Source organism: Streptomyces sp. NPDC036813 (assembly GCF_055609245.1).
In genome coordinates this window covers 214,713-232,668 of record NZ_JBVJPV010000001.1, presented here as the reverse complement: position 1 = coordinate 232,668, position 17,956 = coordinate 214,713, and the positions used below count along the sequence as shown (strand labels likewise).

The 17,956-nt window shown below is 73.5% G+C and carries 15 protein-coding genes; 8 read left to right on the top strand and 7 right to left on the bottom strand.

Features of this window, described 5'->3' with window-relative positions; translation table 11 throughout:
• Window positions 1-16 precede the first annotated feature (16 nt).
• The gene (gene rsgA, locus ACZ67Q_RS00930) at window positions 17-1,129 is read right to left on the bottom strand and encodes a ribosome small subunit-dependent GTPase A (protein ID WP_471174820.1); all 1,113 of its coding nucleotides are present in this window, start codon (window positions 1,127-1,129) and stop codon (window positions 17-19) included.
• A 357-nt stretch (window positions 1,130-1,486) separates the two neighbouring features.
• Here rsgA and ACZ67Q_RS00925 point away from each other — a divergent pair, with 357 nt between their 5' ends.
• Window positions 1,487-3,022 carry a N,N-dimethylformamidase beta subunit family domain-containing protein gene (locus ACZ67Q_RS00925; protein WP_471174818.1) on the top strand — a complete coding sequence of 512 codons (1,536 nt, stop codon included), beginning with the start codon at window positions 1,487-1,489 and terminating at the stop codon, window positions 3,020-3,022.
• 30 nt (window positions 3,023-3,052) lie between these two features.
• Here ACZ67Q_RS00925 and ACZ67Q_RS00920 read toward each other — a convergent pair whose 3' ends face one another.
• Together ACZ67Q_RS00920 and ACZ67Q_RS00915 are read right to left on the bottom strand one after the other, a co-directional pair.
• On the bottom strand, window positions 3,053-4,375 hold the full coding sequence (locus tag ACZ67Q_RS00920; protein WP_471174816.1) for a radical SAM protein: 1,323 nt from the start codon (window positions 4,373-4,375) through the stop codon (window positions 3,053-3,055).
• A gap of 57 nt (window positions 4,376-4,432) precedes the next feature.
• Window positions 4,433-5,107: a pyridoxamine 5'-phosphate oxidase family protein gene (locus ACZ67Q_RS00915; RefSeq protein WP_471174814.1), complete on the bottom strand. Its 675-nt coding sequence runs from the start codon at window positions 5,105-5,107 to the stop codon at window positions 4,433-4,435.
• 105 nt (window positions 5,108-5,212) lie between these two features.
• Between ACZ67Q_RS00915 and ACZ67Q_RS00910 the strand changes: the two genes are divergently transcribed.
• The 5 genes from ACZ67Q_RS00910 to ACZ67Q_RS00890 all read left to right on the top strand — a co-directional run bounded on the left by ACZ67Q_RS00910 (window position 5,213) and on the right by ACZ67Q_RS00890 (window position 12,246).
• On the top strand, window positions 5,213-6,457 hold the full coding sequence (locus ACZ67Q_RS00910) for an FAD-binding protein (RefSeq protein WP_471174812.1): 1,245 nt from the start codon (window positions 5,213-5,215) through the stop codon (window positions 6,455-6,457).
• Between the two features lie 118 nt (window positions 6,458-6,575).
• Complete coding sequence (locus ACZ67Q_RS00905) at window positions 6,576-7,820, top strand: ROK family protein (RefSeq protein ID WP_471174810.1); 1,245 nt, start codon at window positions 6,576-6,578, stop codon at window positions 7,818-7,820.
• 65 nt (window positions 7,821-7,885) lie between these two features.
• Entirely contained in the window at window positions 7,886-10,747 is a 2,862-nt protein-coding gene (locus tag ACZ67Q_RS00900) for a glycoside hydrolase family 2 TIM barrel-domain containing protein (RefSeq protein ID WP_471175965.1), read from the top strand.
• Window positions 10,748-10,886: 139 nt separating this feature from the next.
• On the top strand, window positions 10,887-11,471 hold the full coding sequence (locus tag ACZ67Q_RS00895; protein ID WP_471174808.1) for a TetR/AcrR family transcriptional regulator: 585 nt from the start codon (window positions 10,887-10,889) through the stop codon (window positions 11,469-11,471).
• On the top strand, window positions 11,464-12,246 hold the full coding sequence (locus ACZ67Q_RS00890; protein WP_471174806.1) for an alpha/beta fold hydrolase: 783 nt from the start codon (window positions 11,464-11,466) through the stop codon (window positions 12,244-12,246). Before ACZ67Q_RS00895 ends, ACZ67Q_RS00890 begins: the two co-directional genes overlap by 8 nt.
• On the opposite strand, the gene ACZ67Q_RS00885 is transcribed toward ACZ67Q_RS00890, so the two are convergent.
• The 4 genes from ACZ67Q_RS00885 to ACZ67Q_RS00870 form a co-directional block, all read right to left on the bottom strand.
• Entirely contained in the window at window positions 12,240-12,998 is a 759-nt protein-coding gene (locus ACZ67Q_RS00885) for an isocitrate lyase/PEP mutase family protein (RefSeq protein ID WP_471174804.1), read from the bottom strand. The two genes, ACZ67Q_RS00890 and ACZ67Q_RS00885, sit on opposite strands and share 7 nt — an antisense overlap.
• The gene (locus ACZ67Q_RS00880) at window positions 12,995-13,462 is read right to left on the bottom strand and encodes a hypothetical protein (RefSeq protein WP_471174802.1); all 468 of its coding nucleotides are present in this window, start codon (window positions 13,460-13,462) and stop codon (window positions 12,995-12,997) included. The genes ACZ67Q_RS00885 and ACZ67Q_RS00880 overlap by 4 nt, the downstream gene beginning before the upstream one ends.
• Before the next feature lie 70 nt (window positions 13,463-13,532).
• Window positions 13,533-13,907, bottom strand: a complete 375-nt coding sequence (locus ACZ67Q_RS00875; protein WP_471174800.1) for a VOC family protein — start codon at window positions 13,905-13,907, stop codon at window positions 13,533-13,535.
• 88 nt (window positions 13,908-13,995) lie between these two features.
• A complete protein-coding gene (locus tag ACZ67Q_RS00870; protein ID WP_471174798.1) occupies window positions 13,996-15,084 on the bottom strand; it encodes a rhamnogalacturonan acetylesterase in 1,089 nt (362 codons plus the stop codon).
• Between the two features lie 193 nt (window positions 15,085-15,277).
• Between ACZ67Q_RS00870 and ACZ67Q_RS00865 the strand changes: the two genes are divergently transcribed.
• Both ACZ67Q_RS00865 and mmuM read left to right on the top strand, forming a co-directional pair.
• Window positions 15,278-16,957, top strand: coding sequence for a rhamnogalacturonan lyase B N-terminal domain-containing protein (locus ACZ67Q_RS00865; RefSeq protein ID WP_471174797.1), 1,680 nt, complete (start codon window positions 15,278-15,280; stop codon window positions 16,955-16,957).
• Window positions 16,958-17,004: 47 nt separating this feature from the next.
• The gene (gene mmuM / locus ACZ67Q_RS00860; RefSeq protein WP_471174795.1) at window positions 17,005-17,928 is read left to right on the top strand and encodes a homocysteine S-methyltransferase; all 924 of its coding nucleotides are present in this window, start codon (window positions 17,005-17,007) and stop codon (window positions 17,926-17,928) included.
• Window positions 17,929-17,956 lie beyond the last annotated feature (28 nt).

The following is a 17,956-nucleotide window of genomic DNA, read 5'->3' as shown; positions in this document are numbered from 1 at the left end:
GACCCCACAGGCGCCTCTAGCTGTAGCGCCCCCGCTTGGCCTCCATCGCCGCCTTCCCCGCCGCCCCCCGCCGCTTCCACTCCTTGCGGATCTCCGCGCGCAGCCGGGCGTCGGTCTTGGCGACGATGTACTGGTTCTCACGCTGGAGCTTGCGGTAGCTCTCCAGCCGCCGCTCCGGCAGCTCGCCCGCCTCGAGGGCGGCCCGTACCGCGCAGCCCGGCTCGGTCTCGTGGCCGCAGTCGTGGAACCGGCACTCCTCGGCCAGCTCCTCGATCTCGGCGAAGACCTGGCCGACTCCGGTCCCGGCGTCCCAGAGGCCGACGCCCCGCAGGCCGGGGGTGTCGATGAGGACCCCGCCCCCGGGCAGGGCGAGCAGATTGCGTGTGGTGGTGGTGTGCCGGCCCTTGCCGTCGATGTCACGGATGGCCTGGACCTCCATGACGTCCGCGCCGAGCAGCGCGTTGGCGAGGGTGGACTTGCCGGCGCCGGACTGCCCGAGCAGGACGGAGGTCCCGGCGCCCAGGACTGCGGCGAGCACGTCCAGCCCGTCGCCCCGCTCGGCGCTGACGGTCAGCACGGGTACGCCGGGCGCCGCGGTCTCGACGTCCTGGGCGAGGTGTCCGAGCGTCACGGGGTCGGGCACGAGGTCGGCCTTGGTGAGCACGACCACGGGCTGGGCACCGGACTCCCAGGCGAGGGCGAGGAAGCGTTCGATGCGGCCGAGGTCGAGTTCCACGCCGGCGGAGACGGCGACGACGGCGTGGTCGACGTTGGCGGCGAGGATCTGCCCCTCGGACCGCTTGGAGGAGGTGGACCGCACGAAGGCGGTGCGGCGCGGCAGATACGCGCGCACGTAACGGGGGGTGCCGCCGGGTTCGACGACGGCCCAGTCGCCGGTGCACAGGACCCGCAGCGGGTCGTGCGGGGTGACGAAGGCGGTGTCGGCGCGGATCGTGCCGTCGGCGGTGACGACGTCGCACTGACCGCGGTCGACGCGGACGACACGGCCGGGCAGCAGCCCTTCGGCGGCGTACGGCGTGAACGCGTCGGCCCAGTCCTCGTCCCAGCCGTAGGGAACGAGGGCGGAGAAGGCGGAGAAGCTGGAGAAGGAAGCAGAGCTGGCGCTCAAGGGGTGACCCTTCGCAAGGGGCGGCCCCGGCAGTCGCGCGCGTGAATCGGCGCGGCGGGTTCGGTCAGCCGGTGGCCACGGAGGTGGACGTGATGGGTTCCTGGATGCGGGCAGCGCCCGTCGCAACGACAGCCATCGGTCGACACCTCCTCGTCCTCACACCTGCGGTGGCGGTGACCGGGAAGGCCACCGCTCGGATCGCTCTCACCCTAGGGAAGGCGGGTGACGGGGCGCCACTGTTTTTTCTCCGGTTGCGCGCGGCTCCTCGCCGCCGGTTGCGCGGGCACTTCTCCGGTTGCGCGCGACGCCGTGCGTGGTGACGCTGAGCCGGGCGCACTTGCGGGAGGTGACGTGACCGTGGCAGAGGGAACGGGCGGGCCGGGTCGCCGCCGCTTCCTGGTTCTGTGCGCCGGTGCGGGCCTCGGTGCCGCCGCCTGCACGGGCGCGCCGGACGGGCCCCACTCCGCCGACCCGCACACCGGTCGGCACCGGCCCGAGGCGGAGCAGGACGCTCCGGGCACCGCCGACTGGCGGCTGGGCGCGACGGGACCGCAGGACGCCGTGTCCGGCTACACCGACCGGGTGAGCGTGACGCCCGGCGAGGAGTTCGCGCTGCACGTGTCGACGACCGCCCCGTCGTTCAGGGTCGCCGCTTTCCGGGTCGGCTGGTACGGCGGAGCGCAGGCCCGGCTGATCTGGGCGTCTGGCCGCATACCCGGTCGTGCCCGGCCCGCGCCGCGGCTGCTGCCGAAGACCCGTACCGTGCACGCCGACTGGCCGGCCACCCTCACCGTGCACACCGCGGGCTGGCCGGAGGGGGCGTATCTGCTGCGGCTGGAGTCGGAGAGCGGATACCGGCGTTACGTCCCGCTGGTCGTCCGCTCGGCCGGGGGCGCGGGCCGCACGGTCCTGCTGCACGCCCCGGCCACCTGGCAGGCGTACAACCGCTGGGGCGGCAGCAGCCTGTACGCCGGGCCGCTCGGGGACTACGCCTCCCGCTCTCTCGCGGTGACCTTCGACCGCCCTTACGACGGCAGCGGCGCCGAGAAGTTCCTGGTCTACGAGCGGGCGCTGGTGGTGCTGGCCGAGCGGCTCGGCATCCCGCTTGCGTACACCACCGGCGTGGACGTGCACCGGGACCCCTCGGTGCTGCGCGGTGCGCACGCCGTGGTGTGCCTGGGGCACGACGAGTACTGGACGCCCGAGCAGCGCGCCCATGTCACCGCCGCCCGGGACGCGGGCACGAACGTCGCGTTCCTCGGCGCCAACACGTGCTTCCGCCGGGTCCGGCTGGAGCCCGGCGCGGCGGGGGACGCGCGCACGGTGGTCTGCTACAAGAGCGCCTTCCGTGCCGACCCCTGCTACGGCTCCCGTCCCGCCCAGGTCACCACCGACTTCCGGCTGCCGCCCGCGGCCGACCCCGAGTCGTCGCTGACCGGGGTGCTCTACGAGGGCTTCCCGGTCGACGCGCCCTACGTCGTCCACGCGGCCGACCACTGGCTGTACGAGGGCACGGGGGTGCGCCCCGGGGAGGGTTTCCCGCATCTCGTCGGCGTGGAGTACGACCGGGTGCCCGAGGGCTCCCCGGCTCCGGGCCCGCTGGAGATCACCGCGCACTCGCCGCTGCTGTGCCACGGCCGGGCGAGTCACAGCGACTCGGCGTACTACACGGCGGCCAGCGGGGCGGGGGTGTTCGCGACCGGCACGATGCGCTGGGTGGAGGGTCTGGTGGCGGGCACCGGCGAACTCGGGCACGACCACGGCATGGACGCCCGTACCCGCGCCTTCGTCACGCGCACCACCGAGAACCTGCTGCGCGTCTTCGCAACGGGCCCGGCGGCCCGCCACGCGCCGCCGCCGCGCCCCAACACGGCCACGGTGTACGGCGCCTGAGGACAGGCGCCGTGTCCGCCGGCCGGGCCGTCAGCTCACCGGGGCCGCGTCCTGTGCCGGGAGGCTGTCCATGAAGGAGGAGACGGAGAAGACGGCGCGGCCGGGGCCGGGCGGGCCGTAGCCGGGGGGCGAGGAGAGGCCGAAGTCCTCCATGGTCTGCCGGTAGGCCTGGAGCAGCCGGATGTGATACTCCAGCGGCGCGCCCTGCGGGTTGGCCTTGCCGAGCGGTGTGGTGGGCTCGGGGCACCAGGTGGTGAAGCGGGGCGTGATGCCGTGCGACATGAAGAAGCGCAGGCCCTCGGTGGTGGAGGCGATGGCCTCGTCGACGGTCTTGAAGCCGAAGGGCTCGGCCATCTCCACGCCCGCCACGAAGTTCGGGATGACGTTGCGCGCGCCGAACACGTCGGCGGAGTCGAGGATCCGCTTGTGCCACTCGTCACGGCCGACGTACCGCTCCTTGCCGGGGCAGTACATCTTGAACAGGTACTCGTCCCACACCTCGTAGTTGGGGTGGTAGATCTGCACGCCGTAGTCCTTGAACCGCTGCACGTCCGCCTTGGGCAGTGCCTGGGCGACGACCTTGCCGATCCAGCGGCCGGGGAAGCGCTCCTCGATGGCCTTGGCGTAGTGGCCGTAGAAGTCGGCCTCGTCGCGTCCCGAGACCGTCTTGGTGATCGCGCCGCCGGTCAGCGTGTAGGCGGTGGACGCCTTCTGCGTGTCGTAGCGGTCGATGATCTCCAGGGCCTCGAGGACCTCCTCGACGTCCTTCACCCCGGTGTAGGGGCGGCCGGCGGCCTTGTGCTGGCGCCAGTTGTGGTTGATGTCGCAGTACTGGCACTCCTCCTTGGCGCCGAAGTACTGGCAGACCCGGAAGACGGTGAGGTAGATCAGGTAGCCCCACTGGATGGTGGGGGCCACCTCCATGACCGACTTTCCGTTGGACAGCTTGTGCCGGTAGTACTCCGGCATCGGCGGCACGCCGACGTCGGCGATGCGCTTGCCGTCGAGGTAGAGGCCGAGCATGCCGTCCTCGTCGGCGGCGACCCGGTACGGCGAGGCGGGGTTCACCCGGACGGAGACGACCGTGCGGCGCAGGTCGTAGGGGCCGCCGGTGAGGATGATCTCCTCCGGCGGCCGGCGCAGCGCGGCCTCGCCCAGCTCCGGCAGGGTGCCGTGGTCGAAGGAGAAGATGAAGTACGACTTCGGCTTCACCTCACCGCTCTCGTTGTCGCTCAGCGCCGACGGGTCGAAGGCGACACCGCCGCGCAGCAGGTCCTCCTTGAAGACGGCTTCCCGCGGCACCTGCGGAAACCGCTCCATCAGATCCTCGACCAGCGCGGTACGGCTGCCCATGCGACTCTCCTCCCGGTTCAGGCGTACGACTCCTCACGGTATGCCCTGCCTCTGACGTCAGCCGTGCCGGGTCCCCTCGCGCCGCGCGATGTGTCCCGGCACGGGGGTGTCCGGGGGCAGCAGCGGGTCGGGGACGGGGGTGCCCCAGACCTGGGTGAGGGGCAGGGTTCCGGCCCACAGGCCCAGTTCGGCGTCGGGGCCGTCGCCGTCGTCGGGCGCGCCGGTGCGGATCTTGACGGAGGCCTCCTCCAGGGAGACGGCGAGCAGGGTGGTGGCGGCCAGCTCCTTGCGGCTGGGGCGGCGCGCGTACGACCACTGGCCCGGCGTCGCGTGCTCGGTGAGCCGGCGCAGCCCCTCCAGCTTCTCCGCGGGGTCGGTGACGGTGCGGGCCTCGCCGTGGATCACGGCGCTGCGGTAGTTGACGCCGTGCTCGAAGACGGACCGGGCGAGGACCAGGCCGTCCACGTGGGTCACGGTGACGCACACGGGCGCGGAGCCGGCGAGGCTGCGGCTGGCGACGGAGCCGTGGACGTACAGCCACCGCTCGTCGCGGCCGTAGACGGTCGGCACGACGAGGGGCCGTCCGTCGATCACCACGCCCAGATGGCAGACGAACCCGGCGTCTAGGATCGCGTCGAGATCCGCCCTGGCCAGGCTGCCCTGCTCCCGCAGGCGGCGGTGCCGGGTGCGATCGGTGAGCGGGAGGGCGGCGGGAAGCGGCTGTTGCGTCATACGAGAAAACTACCGAATACGCACTCTCAAAGCGACGTACTCGATGAAAACAGCAGTACGGCCGCCGATGGACAACGAAATCAGTAGATGGGGAGGGACGTCTCAATGGCCGAGAGCGTGACGAACTGGGCGGGCAACATCACGTACACCGCCAAGGAGCTGCACCGGCCTCGCTCGCTCGACGCGCTGCGCGCGGTCGTGGCGGGCGGCGACCGGGTGCGGGTGCTGGGCAGCGGGCACTCCTTCAACGCCCTCGCCGACCCGGGCGCCGATGGCGTCCTGCTCGCGCTCGACGCGCTGCCGGCCGGGGTCGACGTCGACACGGCGGCGCGCACCGTGCGGGTGGGCGGCGGCGTGCGCTACGCCGAACTGGCCCGCCGGGTGCACGCCCACGGGCTGGCCCTGGCGAACATGGCCTCCCTGCCGCACATCTCGGTGGCCGGCTCGGTGGCGACCGGCACCCACGGTTCCGGCGTCGGCAACGGGCCGCTCGCCGACGCCGTACGGGAGGTGGAGATCGTCACGGCGGACGGCTCCACCGTCGTCATCGCCCGGGGCGACGAGCGTTTCGGCGGCGCGGTCACCTCGCTCGGCGCGCTCGGCGTCGTCACCGCGCTCACCCTCGACCTGGAGCCCGCGTTCGAGGTCGAGCAGCACCTGTACACCGAACTGCCTCTGGAGGGGCTGGACTTCGAGACGGTGGCGGCCTCGGCGTACAGCGTCAGCCTGTTCACCGACTGGCGGGCGCCGGGCTTCACCCAGGTCTGGCGCAAGCGGCGCACCGACGAGCCGCTGCCGGACTTCCCGTGGGCCGTGCCGGCCAAGGTGGCGCTGCACCCGGTACCGGGAATGCCGGCGGAGAACTGCACCGAACAGCACGGCGTGCCCGGGCCCTGGCACGAGCGACTGCCGCACTTCCGGGCGGAGTTCACCCCGAGCAGCGGGGCGGAACTGCAGAGCGAGTACCTGCTGCCGCGCGAGCACGCCCTCGGCGTACTGCACGCGATCGACGGCATCCGGGACACGGTCGCGGCCGTCCTGCAGATCTGCGAGGTGCGCACGGTCGCGGCGGACGCGCAGTGGCTCAGCCCGTCCAGCGGGCGGGACAGTGTCGCGGTGCACTTCACCTGGGTGGCGGACACGCCGGCCGTCCTTCCGGTGGTCGGCCGGCTGGAGGAGGTCCTGGAGCCCTTCGCACCCCGGCCGCACTGGGGGAAGGTGTTCACCACCCCGGCCCCGGCGCTGCGCGAGGGCTACCCCCGGCTCGCCGACTTCCGTGCGCTCGCGGGGGAGCTGGACCCGGCGGGGAAGTTCACCAACGCGTTCGTGAGGGAGTTCCTCGCGGAGTGAGCGTGGGGCCCGGGCGCTTCCCGCGCCCTCCGGGCGGGACTTTCCGCAACCCCTTTCGTAACCCCTTGTAGAAAGCCCGGCCGCCCGCCTAGCCTCGGCAGCGAAAGGAGGCGATCCGGTGAGGCGCACGTCCCGTGACATCCGCACCGCGAACCGGTACGAGGTGCTGCGCCGGCTCATCGCCTCCTCGCCCGCATCCCGGCAGGAGCTGGCGGCGGCCACCGGTCTGTCGCCGGCGACGATCGCCACCCTCGTCGGCGAGCTGACCGGTCTGCGGCTCATCACCGAGGTGGGCTTCGCGGAGTCCGCCGGCGGCCGCCCCCGGCAGCTGGTGGCCGTCGACACCACCGGCGGGTTCCTGGTCGGCGTCGACATCGCCGAGACGTACGTCCGTGCCGAGCTGTTCGACCTCGCGCTGACCGTCCTGGCCCGCGCCGCCGAGGAGGTGCGCCCCGGCGAGCGTCGGCCCGGGCAGGTGGTGGCCCGCGTCGCCGCCGCCGTCGGCTCGGTGATCGCGCGGGCCGGCGTGGACGAGGACCGGGTGCTCGGCGTGGGGGTGAGCGTGCCGGGGCAGGTGGACCGGGAGCGGGGAGTCGCCGAGTACGCGCCCAACTGGGACTGGCACGACGTGCCGCTGCGCGACCTGCTCGGCGAGCACCTCGCCCACCCGCTCCATCTGGACAACCCGCTGCGCGCCTGCGCCGTGGCCGAGTTGTGGTGCGGCGCCGCGCGAGGCCGCGACGACGCGGTGGTGGTCAACCTGGGCACCGGGGTGGGCGCCGGTCTGGTGCTGGGCGGCGCGGTGCACCGCGGGGTCAGCAACAGCGCCGGCGAATGGGGGCACACCACTCTCGTGCTGGACGGACGGCCCTGCCACTGCGGCAACCGGGGCTGTGTGGAGACCTACGTCGGCGCCCCGGGCATCATGCGCCGGCTGCACGAACTGTCCCCGCACAGCCCGCTGTTGCATCCCGGAGACCAGACCGCGACCATCGCCGCGCTGGCCGGGGCGGTCGCCGAGGGCGACCCGGTCGCCACGCAGGTCCTCCGCGACACCGCCCGCCACTTGGGCGCCGCCGTCGCGAGCCTGGTGAACGTCCTCAACCCGGAGGTGGTCGTCCTCAGCAGCTGGGTCGCCGCCCGGCTGGGCGAGCCGCTGCTGGACGCCGTACGCGAGGCCGTCGCCCTGCACGCGCTCGGACGGCCGCTGGCGGCCACCGAGATCGTCCTCTCCCCCCTCCCCACCGACCCGGTGTGCCTGGGTGCGGCCACGTTCGCGCTGGAAGGAGCGTTGGAGGCGGCCGGGGGAAGCAGCGCCCGGCGCCCCGCCCCCGCGAGAACCCGCACCGGCCCCCCGTCCTGACGGCGCCGGAGCCGCGCGCCGCCGCTCACCGCCCGGAGACCGAGACCTCCCCCGTCTGGAGACCGATCACCTTGCGCACGACCACCGTCGATTACCTCGAGAACGTCTCCCCCGGCGACGGCTCCCTGCCGCCGCGTGCCTGGTACGCCACCTCGGACGCGGCGCGGCTGTCGCTGAACGGCAGGTGGCGGTTCCGCCTGTCGGAAACGGCCGACGCCGAGGACGACGCGTTCGCCGAGCCCGGCTACGACGCCGGTGACTGGGCGGACGTCACCGTTCCCGGGCACTGGGTCCTCCAGGGCCACGGCGCGCCCGCCTACACCAACCATCTCTACCCGTTCCCGGTCGACCCGCCCCGCGTTCCCACCGAGAACCCGACCGGCGACCATCTGCGCGTCTTCGACCTGCCCGATGACTGGCCGGCCGGCGGCGGCGCCGTGCTGCGCTTCGACGGGGTGGAGTCCTGCGCCCGGGTGTGGCTCAACGGCACGGACCTCGGTACGTTCCAGGGCTCACGGCTGCCGCACGAGTTCGCGGTCGGGCATCTGCTGCGGCCGAGCGGCAACGTGCTCGCCGTCCGCGTGCACCAGTGGTCGGCGGGCTCCTACCTGGAGGACCAGGACCAGTGGTGGCTGCCGGGCATCTTCCGGGACGTGACCCTGCTGCGCCGCCCGCCCGCCTGCGTCGCGGACTTCTTCGTCCACGCCTCCTACGACCATGCCGGCGGCCAGGGCACGCTGTGCGTCGACTCCGACACCGCCGGCCGGGTCACAGTGCCGGAACTGGGCATCGACATCGCGACCGGCGAGTCGGTGACCGTCCCGGTGGAGCCGTGGTCGGCGGAGACGCCGCGGCTCTACGACGGGGTGCTGGCGACTCGGGGCGAGCGGGTCGCGCTGCGCATCGGTTTCCGCACGGTGGAGCTGCGCGACGGTCTGATCCGGGTCAACGGCGAACCGGTCCTCTTCAAGGGCGTCAACCGGCACGAGTGGCACCCGGACGACGGCCGCGCGCTGGACATGGCCACCATGCGGGAGGACGTGCTGCTGATGAAGCGGCACAACATCAACGCGGTGCGCACCTCCCACTATCCGCCCCACCCGGCCTTCCTGGACCTGTGCGACGAGCTGGGCCTGTGGGTGATCGACGAGTGCGACCTGGAGACCCACGGCTTCACCGAGCAGGAGTGGCGGGGCAACCCCGTCGACGACGACCGCTGGACGCCGGCCCTGCTGGACCGCGCCGCCCGCATGGTCGAACGGGACAAGAACCATCCGTCCGTCGTGCTGTGGTCGCTGGGCAACGAGGCCGGCACCGGACGCGGCCTGACCGCGATGGCCGAGTGGATCCGCGGCCGTGACGGCTCCCGTCTGCTGCACTACGAGGGCGACCGCAGCTGCCGTGACACGGACGTCTACTCGCGGATGTACGCCTCCCACGACGAGGTCGAGCGGATCGGCCGCGGCCTGGACGACGGCCCTCAGAAGCGGCGCACGCTGCCCTTCGTCCAGTGCGAGTACGCCCACGCGATGGGCAACGGTCCGGGCGGACTGGCCGACTACCAGCGGCTGTTCGAGCGGTACGAGCGGCTGCAGGGCGGTTTCGTCTGGGAGTGGATCGACCACGGCATCGCCCGTCCCGGGCTGGGGTACGCCTACGGCGGTGACTTCGGCGAGGAGCTGCACGACGGCAACTTCGTCTGCGACGGGCTGCTGTTCCCCGACCGCAGGCCCTCGCCGGGCCTGGCGGAGTTCAAGAAGGTGATCGAGCCGGTCGCCATCGAGGGCTGCCAGGACGGTACCGGTGTGCGGGTGACGAACAAGCAGGACTTCGCCGACCTGTCCGCGCTGGCCTTCACCTGGTCGTACGAGGTGGACGGGGAGAGCGTCGCGCAGGGCCCGCTCGCCGTCCCGGCCCTGGCGCCCGGCGAGTCCGCCGACGTGAAGCTGCCCGAACCACCCGGGACGCCGCGCCCCGGCGCCGAGACGCAGTGGACGGTGCGCGCGCGGCTGGCGGCGGACACGGCGTGGGCGCCGCGGGGTCACGAGGTGGCCTGGGGGCAGTGGACGGTGTCACGGCGCCCGGTGCCGTACGTCGCCGCGTCCGCCCGCCCCGTGTCCGGTGACGGCCGGATCACGCTCGGCCCCGGTGTCTTCGACGCCCGCACGGGTGCGCTGCTCGCGGTCGGCGAGGTGGCCGTGGAGGGGCTGCGGCTGGACGTGTGGCGGGCGCCGACCGACAACGACAACGGCGCCTCCTGGCAGGATCACGTCCGCCACGGCCCGCTCTGGCGCAGGCTCGGCCTGCACCGCATGCGGCACCGCCTCGACGCGGTGGAGGCGGCCGACGACGCGCTGACCGTGCGCACCCGGGTGGCGCCGGCCGGGCGGGACCTGGGACTGCGCACGGTGTACCGGTGGACGTCGGACGGGGACCGGCTGAAGCTGACGGTGTCCGTGGGCCCGGAGGGCGACTGGACGGTGCCGCTGCCCCGCCTCGGGATCCGCTTCGCTCTGGCGGCGGCCGACGAGGTGCGCTGGTTCGGCGGCGGCCCTGGTGAGGCGTACCCGGACACCCGGGAGGCGTCCGCGATCGGGCGGTGGCGCTCGACGGTGGACGCGCTGCAGACGCCGTACGTGCGCCCGCAGGAGAACGGCGCCCGCGCCGACGTGCGGTGGGCGGAGCTGGGCGGGCTGCGCATCGAGGGCGACCCGGAGTTCTGGCTGACCGCGCGGCGCTGGACGACGGAGCAGCTGGACGCGGCCACCCACCGCACCGGCCTCACGCCGGGTGACACGGTGTGGGTGAACCTCGACCACGGCCAGCACGGCATCGGCTCCCAGTCCTGCGGCCCGGGCCCGCTCCCGCAGTACGTCCTGCACGCCGGGCCCGCGGAGTTCGCGTTCGTCTTCTCCGCGAGCGCCTGACGCGACCGCACGGGAGGGCTCCCGTGGTCCCGGGTCATGCCCCGTACCTGCCCCGGGGGCCCTCACCAACTGTGCTTCACTCGGTGACCTTCTTGAACTAGGCTTTTACCTAGAGCCCCTAGGAAACGGAAGGTGCACCATGGTGCGTGCCGGTCTCACCGCCGACCGTCTCGTCACGGCGGCGGCGGAACTCGCCGACGAGGCCGGGTTCGAGAACGTCACGCTGTCCGCACTGGCGCGGCGCTTCGGGGTGAAGGACGCGAGTCTGTACTCGCACATCCGCAACCTGCAGGACCTGCGCACCCGCCTCGCCCTGCTGGCCGGCGGCGAGATGATCGACGAGATCGCCGCCGCGGTGGCGGGCCGCGCCGGCAAGGACGCGCTGGCCGCCTTCGCCGGCGCCTACCGCGCGTACGCCCTGGCCCACCCGGGACGCTACGCCGCCACCCAGATCCGCCTCGACCAGGCCCTGGTCACCGACTCCCCCGCCCTGCGCCGCACCGCGGAGATCACCTACGGCATGCTGCGCGCCTACGGCCTCAAGGAGCCCGACCTCACGGACGCCGTGCGCCTGCTGCGCAGCACCTTCCACGGTTACTGCGCTCTGGAGGCCGGCGGCGGCTTCGGCGCCCCCCGGGACGTACAGCGGTCCTGGGAGCGGGCGATCGAGGCGCTGCACGTGGCCCTGGAGAACTGGCCCCGCGAGGAGGGCACGCATGACTGAGCCGTTCCACGACGTCCACGGCAGCGGGCCGGTGCTGCTGGTCATGCCGGGCGGCGCCGGGCATCCCATGGGGCTGGACGCGCTGATCGGGCGGCTGGCCGAGCGCTTCACCGTCGTCGTCCTCGACCCGCTGGGCCTCGCCCATGGCCGCCTCGGGCACCCCGTCGCCGAGCAGCGGGTGGCGGACTGGAGCGAGGCGGCGTACCGCGTCCTCGACTCCGTGCTGCCGGCGGACGGGTCGGCGTCCGTGCTGGGGTTCAGCTCCGGCGCCGTCGCCGCCCTCGACCTGCTCGCCCGGCATCCGCGGCGGCTCCGGCACGTCGTCGCCCACGAGCCGCCGTGCGTGGCCGCGCTGCCCGACGGACGCCTGCGGCACGAAGGCTTCCGGGCGGTGTACGACACCTACCGCCACGCGGGGCTCACCGCCGCCGGCGCCCGGCTGGCCGCGGAGCTGGACGGACGCCCGGCGCCGGAGCGGGCACCGGGCCGGCCGCCCGCTCCGGGCGCGGAGTGGGAGAGTCCGATGGGTGTCTTCCTCACCCGCGTCCTCGTCCCCTTCTCCGGGTACGTGCCTGCGGCGCACCTCGCCGCGGGGCGCCTCACCCTCGCGGCCGGCACCGCGTCCGTAGGGCAACTGCCGCACCGGACAGCCGCCTTCCTCGCTGAGCGCCACGGCATCCGCCTCCTGGAACTGCCGGGCGGCCACCTGGGGGCGGCCGAGTACCCGGAGGCGTTCGCGGACGGCGTCGTGGAAGCACTCGGCACCGCTCACTGAGGCGTCGCCAGGGCGCGGACGGTGTCGTACGACGGCGCCGTGCCCTCGGGCGGCCGCCCGGACCGTACCCGGAGCGCCGCCTGCACGGCCGCGCCCAGCGCCTGCCGGTACAGCAGCGAGCCGAGGCTGATGCGGCGTACGCCCAGGTCGGCCAGGTGGGCGACGCCGGGGCCGCCCGGCGTGTACAAGATGTTCAGCGGCACCGGCAGCTGCCGTACCAGGGCGGAGATCGCCCGGGGTTCGCTCAGCCCGGGCACGAAGACCCCGTCGGCGCCCGCCTGCCGGTAGAGATCGAGGCGGCGCCGGGTCTCGGTGAGGTCGCCGTCGCCGAGCCAGTACGTGTCGGTGCGGGCGTTGACGAAGAGGCCGGGCGCCGCGGCCTTGACCGCGGCGATCTTCTCGGCGTGCAGGGCGGCGGGCCCCTGCCCGTCCTCCAGATTGATGCCGACGGCTCCCACCGCCCGCAACCGGCGGGCCAGTTCGGCGACTTCACCGGGGTCGTCGCTGAAACCTCCCTCGGCGTCCACGGTCAGCAGGAAGGGGCCCGAGCCGAGGACGAGCGCCAGTCGCAGGGTCTCCTCGCGGGTCGCGGCCGCCGCGTCGGGCCTGCCCGCGGCCGCGGCGACACCCAGACTGGTCGTGCCGATCGCCCCGAACCCCTCTCCGGCGAGGGCGTGGGCACTGGCGTGGTCCCAGGCGCAGGGCAGCAGCAACGGCTCGCCCGTGCGGTGCAGCGCGGCGAACGCGGTCACGTCAGATCACCCACCGCGTCCGCGTAGTACGCCGACTCGGCCACGTGCAGGGCGAGTTCGCGGAAGCTCCAGCCGTCGCCGGGCGAGTGGTCGAGCCGGTCGCCGGTGAGCGCGTCCAGCCGCACGGCCCAGACGCGGGCGAGCCGGGTGAGCCGGCTGCGGGCCTCGTCCAGGTCCTCGTGGGTGAAGGGGGCGAGGTCGGCCGGTGTGGTGACGGCGGAGGCGTGCCAGTGGTCGGGCAGCGGCCGCTCACCGGCCGATCTGGCCTCCAACTCGGCGAGGTGGTCGATGAGATGGTCGGCGACCCGGCGGATCGCCTTGTGCGGGGTGTACACCCGGCCGTCGGCATGCGCGGGCGTACCGTCCCAGGCGGTCCAGCCGGCGGCGAGAGCGAGCACGTGGTCGACCATGCCGGTGACGGCCTGGGCGGGGGTGCGGTCGGTGCGGTCGGTGCGTCGGTTCATACCGGCACGCTAGGCGCGGGACGCTTCGGCGCCGGCCGAAGTGTCCCGGGCTTCCACGCGAGCCGGCCGCTCAGCCGCTCGCGGCGCGCTCCGCGGCACTGCGCTCCACGCAGAATTCGTTGCCCTCGAGGTCGGCGAGGACGGCCCACCCGGTGCCGTCCGGGTTGCGGCGGTCGGCGACGAGGGTGGCGCCGAGGGCGAGCAGCCGCTCGACCTCCTCCTCGCGGGTGCGGTCCTGCGGCTGGAGGTCGAAGTGCAGCCGGTTCTTGAGCGTCTTCGCTTCCGGCACGGTGACGAACAGCAGGCCGGCGCCCTCGATGAGCACCTCGGGGTCCCCCGGCTTGTCGTCCTCGTGCACGGGCAGACCCAGCACCTCGGACCAGAAGAGGGCGAGCCGGTAGGCGTCGGTGGAGTCGATCGTGGTGTGGTGGATGGCGGAGGTCACAGCGCGATTGTCGGGGAGGGCGAGCGCACGGACAACGCGATAACCCCTGCCCCGGGTGCGCAGGACGCGGCCGCGGGGCGGGAGAGGGTCATGCCCCTGAGCCGCTCGCGCCCTCCGGGTCCGTCCGCACCAGCCCCGCCGGGATCAGGTGCCGGGCGACCAGCTCGTCCCTGACCAGACCCGCGTACACGGTGGCGCCGTGCACGGAGGTATGAGTGTTGTCCCGCTTCTCGTTGTACAGGTACAGCTCCTTGGAGCCCTCCACGCCCAGCGACTCCACCAGCGCCTTGGTCCTGGCGGTGAGGTCGACGAGCGGCACGCCTTGCGCGGCGGCGACGGAGTGGACGACCGCCGGGTGGTCGACGCCGAGGCCGTTGACGAGCAGCGCGGTGTTGTTGTCCAAAGTGCCGTCGGGGTTGAACCAGCGGCGCACGATCGGGGTCACGAGCACCGGCTCGCCGCCCTGCTCGCGCACGCCCGCCACCAGCGTCTCGAGGTTGGCGCGGTAGGTGCCCTCGTCGGTCGTCTTGTCGTTGTGGGCGAGCTGGATCAGGACCAGGTCGCCGGGGCGGATCAACGGGCGGACGGTGGCCCACAACCGCGGGTTCTGCAGATACGTCACCGTGCTTTCGCCGGAGTCGGCATGGTTGGCGACCGACAGTCCCCTGCGCAGGTACTGCGGCAGTTGCTGGCCCCAGCCGGAGTAGGGAGCGCCGGGCTGGTCGCAGACCGTCGAGTCGCCGATGAGGAGGAGCTGTCGGGTGTGCCGGGCCGGGGTGACCCGGACGCCGGCGAGGGCGGGGGCGGCGCCGCCGACGGCCAGGTCCAGGCCGGGGCTGCCGTCGGGCCCGGTGGGCTCGCCCTCCGGGGTGCGCACGTTCACCGTGAAGCTGCGGGCGACGCGCTCACCGGCCGGGACGGCGGTCTCCGGGAGCAGGGCGCGGCGTGTCTCGCCGGTCAGGGCGGTGCGGGAGGCGGTGTCCCCGCCGAGGAGCACCTGGACGTCGTAGGTGCCGGGCGGGACGTCGAAGTGGCAGGCGGTGGCCGTGCAGTGTGCCTCTCGCGGCGTCTCGTGGGCGGGAGCGGGCGTCCGGTCCGGCGCCGCGTGGGCGGGGGTCCCGGTCAGCGCGGCCCCCAGGGCGGCCGCCACCAGCGCGGCGGCGTTGAAACGTCTCATGCGCGACTCCGTTCATCGGTTCGGCCTCGACCGACCGCAGAACGTACCGCTTCGAACAAGCGCTTTCTAGCCCTGCCACCGCAGTTTTCGACTTTCTCGACTCCATACGAACACAAGCCCTTTCGTGAAATCGATTCAACTGTCACGCTGCCTCTCGCCCGCGTCCCACCCCCCATGCCAAGGAGGCATCCCCATGCCCGGATCCGGGAACAGAGCGGTCGGACGCCGTGCCCTCGTCCTCGGCTCGGCGGCCGCCGCCGGCGCGGCCGCGCTCACCGGCCCGCTGGCCGGCTCCGCGTCGGCCGCCGGTTTCGGCTGGAGCGACGACGGCACGCACTACGTGGTCGACACCGGCGCGCAGCTCGTCTTCAAGGTCGGCAAGACCAACGGCGATCTCACCTCGCTGGTCCACCGGGGCATCGAGTACCAGGGCTACGGCGGCAAGAACTCCCATGTGGAGTCCGGCCTCGGCAGCTCGACGGTGACCGTCCGGCAGTCCGGCGCGACGATCCTGATCTGCGTCGCGTACGGCACGCTCAGGCACTACTACGCGGCGCGCAGCGGCGAGAACACCGTGTACCTGTGGACGAACAAGGCCGACGACTCGGTCACCGCGACCCGGTACATCCTGCGCGTCAAGGCGGGGCTGTTCCTCAACGACGAGCCCGACTCCTACACGTACGCGCCGGCCACCGCCGAGGCCCAGGACGTGTTCCGCAAGGCCGACGGCCAGACCCGCTCCAAGCACTACTCCGGGCTGCGCGTCATGGACTACGCCTGCGTCGGCTGGACGAGCGGGAACGTCGGCCTGTGGATCGTGCGCAGCAACCACGAGAAGGCGTCCGGCGGCCCCTTCTACCGCTCGTTGCTGCGCCACCAGAGCGCGGACGGCGGCGGCCTGTACGAGATCCTGTACTACGGCGAGAACCAGACGGAGGCCCAGCGCTTCGGCCTGCAAGGGCCCTACCTCATCACCTTCACCGACGGCGGCACTCCCTCCCCGTCCCTCTTCCCGGGCACGCTCACCACCCCCTGGGCCGACGCGCTCGGCATCGCCGGACACGTCCCGGCGAGCGGCCGGGGCCGGGTGGCGGGCGTGGGCATCGCCGGCCGGGACCCGGCGTACCCGTACACGGTGGGGCTGGCCAACGCCGAGGCGCAGTACTGGGGTCCGGCGCGCGCCTCGGACGGCTGGTTCTCCCTCGGCGGGGTGCTGCCGGGGACGTACACGCTGACCGTGTACAAGAGCGAACTGGCCGTGCTCAGTACGCGGGTGACGGTGAGCGCCGGGGCCACGACCACGCTGAACACGCTCACGATCCCGGCCGGCAACGACCCGGCCGCCGCGAGCGCGATCTGGCGGATCGGCGAGTGGACCGGCACGCCGAGCGGTTTCAAGAACGCCGACCTGATGACGTACACGCATCCGTCGGACGTGCGGGCCGCTCCCTGGACCGGCAACGTGGTGGTCGGCGGCGGCGGGGAGGCCGCGGCCTTCCCCTGCTACCTGTGGAAGGACGTCAACAGCGGTCTGCTGGTGTACTTCAGGCTGACCGCCGCACAGGCCGCCTCCGCGCACACCCTGCGCATCGGCGTGACGACGGCCTACGCGGGCGGCCGCCCCCAGGTCACGGTCAACGACCTGTGGACCTCGGCCGTCCCCTCGCCGCCCGCCCAGCCGGGCACCCGGTCGCTGACCGTGGGTTCCTACCGGGGCAACAACCACACCTTCGCCTACAGCGTCCCGGCGAGCGCCTGGCGCACGGACCCCGCCCAGTACAACGTGCTGCGGATCGACGTCGTCAGCGGCTCGGGGACGACGGGTTTCCTCAGCGCGGGCACGGCGGTCGACGCGATCGACCTGCTGGCCTGAGGGCCGCGCGGTGTCCCGCGAGGAGGCCGGCGGGTTAGCGTCGGGTCATGACGAGCGACACCCCTCCCCCTCTCGCCGACGCCCTCGCCACCGGGACGGTCGTCCTCGACGGCGGGATGTCCAACCAGCTGGAGGCAGCCGGGCACGACCTGAGCGACGAGCTGTGGTCGGCGCGGCTGCTCGCCGAGCTGCCGGAGGCGATCACCGAGGCGCACCTCGCCTACTTCGAGGCGGGTGCCGACGTGTCGATCACCGCGAGCTACCAGGCCACGTTCGAGGGCTTCGCGGGGCGCGGGATCGGCCGGGCGGAGGCCGCCCGACTGATCGGACTGAGCGTGGAACTGGCCCGCCGGGCGCGGGCGCGGGCCCGCGGCAAGGGGGTGACCCGGCCGCTGTGGGTGGCCGCGTCCGTCGGCCCGTACGGGGCGATGCTCGCCGACGGTTCCGAGTACCGGGGGCGCTACGGGCTCACGGTGGCGGAGCTGGAGCGGTTCCACCGGCCCCGGCTGGAGGCGTTGGCGGCGGCCGGGCCGGACGTGTTCGCGCTGGAGACGGTCCCCGACACCGACGAGGCCGCGGCGCTGCTGCGGGCGGTGCGGGGACTCGGGGTGCCGGCCTGGCTGTCGTACACGGTCGACGGGGACCGCACCCGGGCCGGGCAACCGCTCGAGGACGCCTTCGCGCTCGCCGCCGGTGTGGAGGAGGTGATCGCGGTCGGCGTCAACTGCTGCGCCCCGCAGGACGTGGCCGCCGCCGTCGCCACCGCGGCGCGGGTCACCGGCAAGCCGGTCGTGGTCTACCCCAACAGTGGGGAGCGGTGGGACGCCGAGGCGCGCGCCTGGGACGGCCGCTCCACCTTCGCGCCCGAACTGGTGCGAGGCTGGCGGGAGTCGGGCGCCCGCCTGATCGGCGGCTGCTGCCGGGTCGGTCCGGAGGCGATCGGGGCGATCGCCCGCACGCTCGCGCGGTGACGGGCCCCGGTCCGGAGCGTCGCCCGCC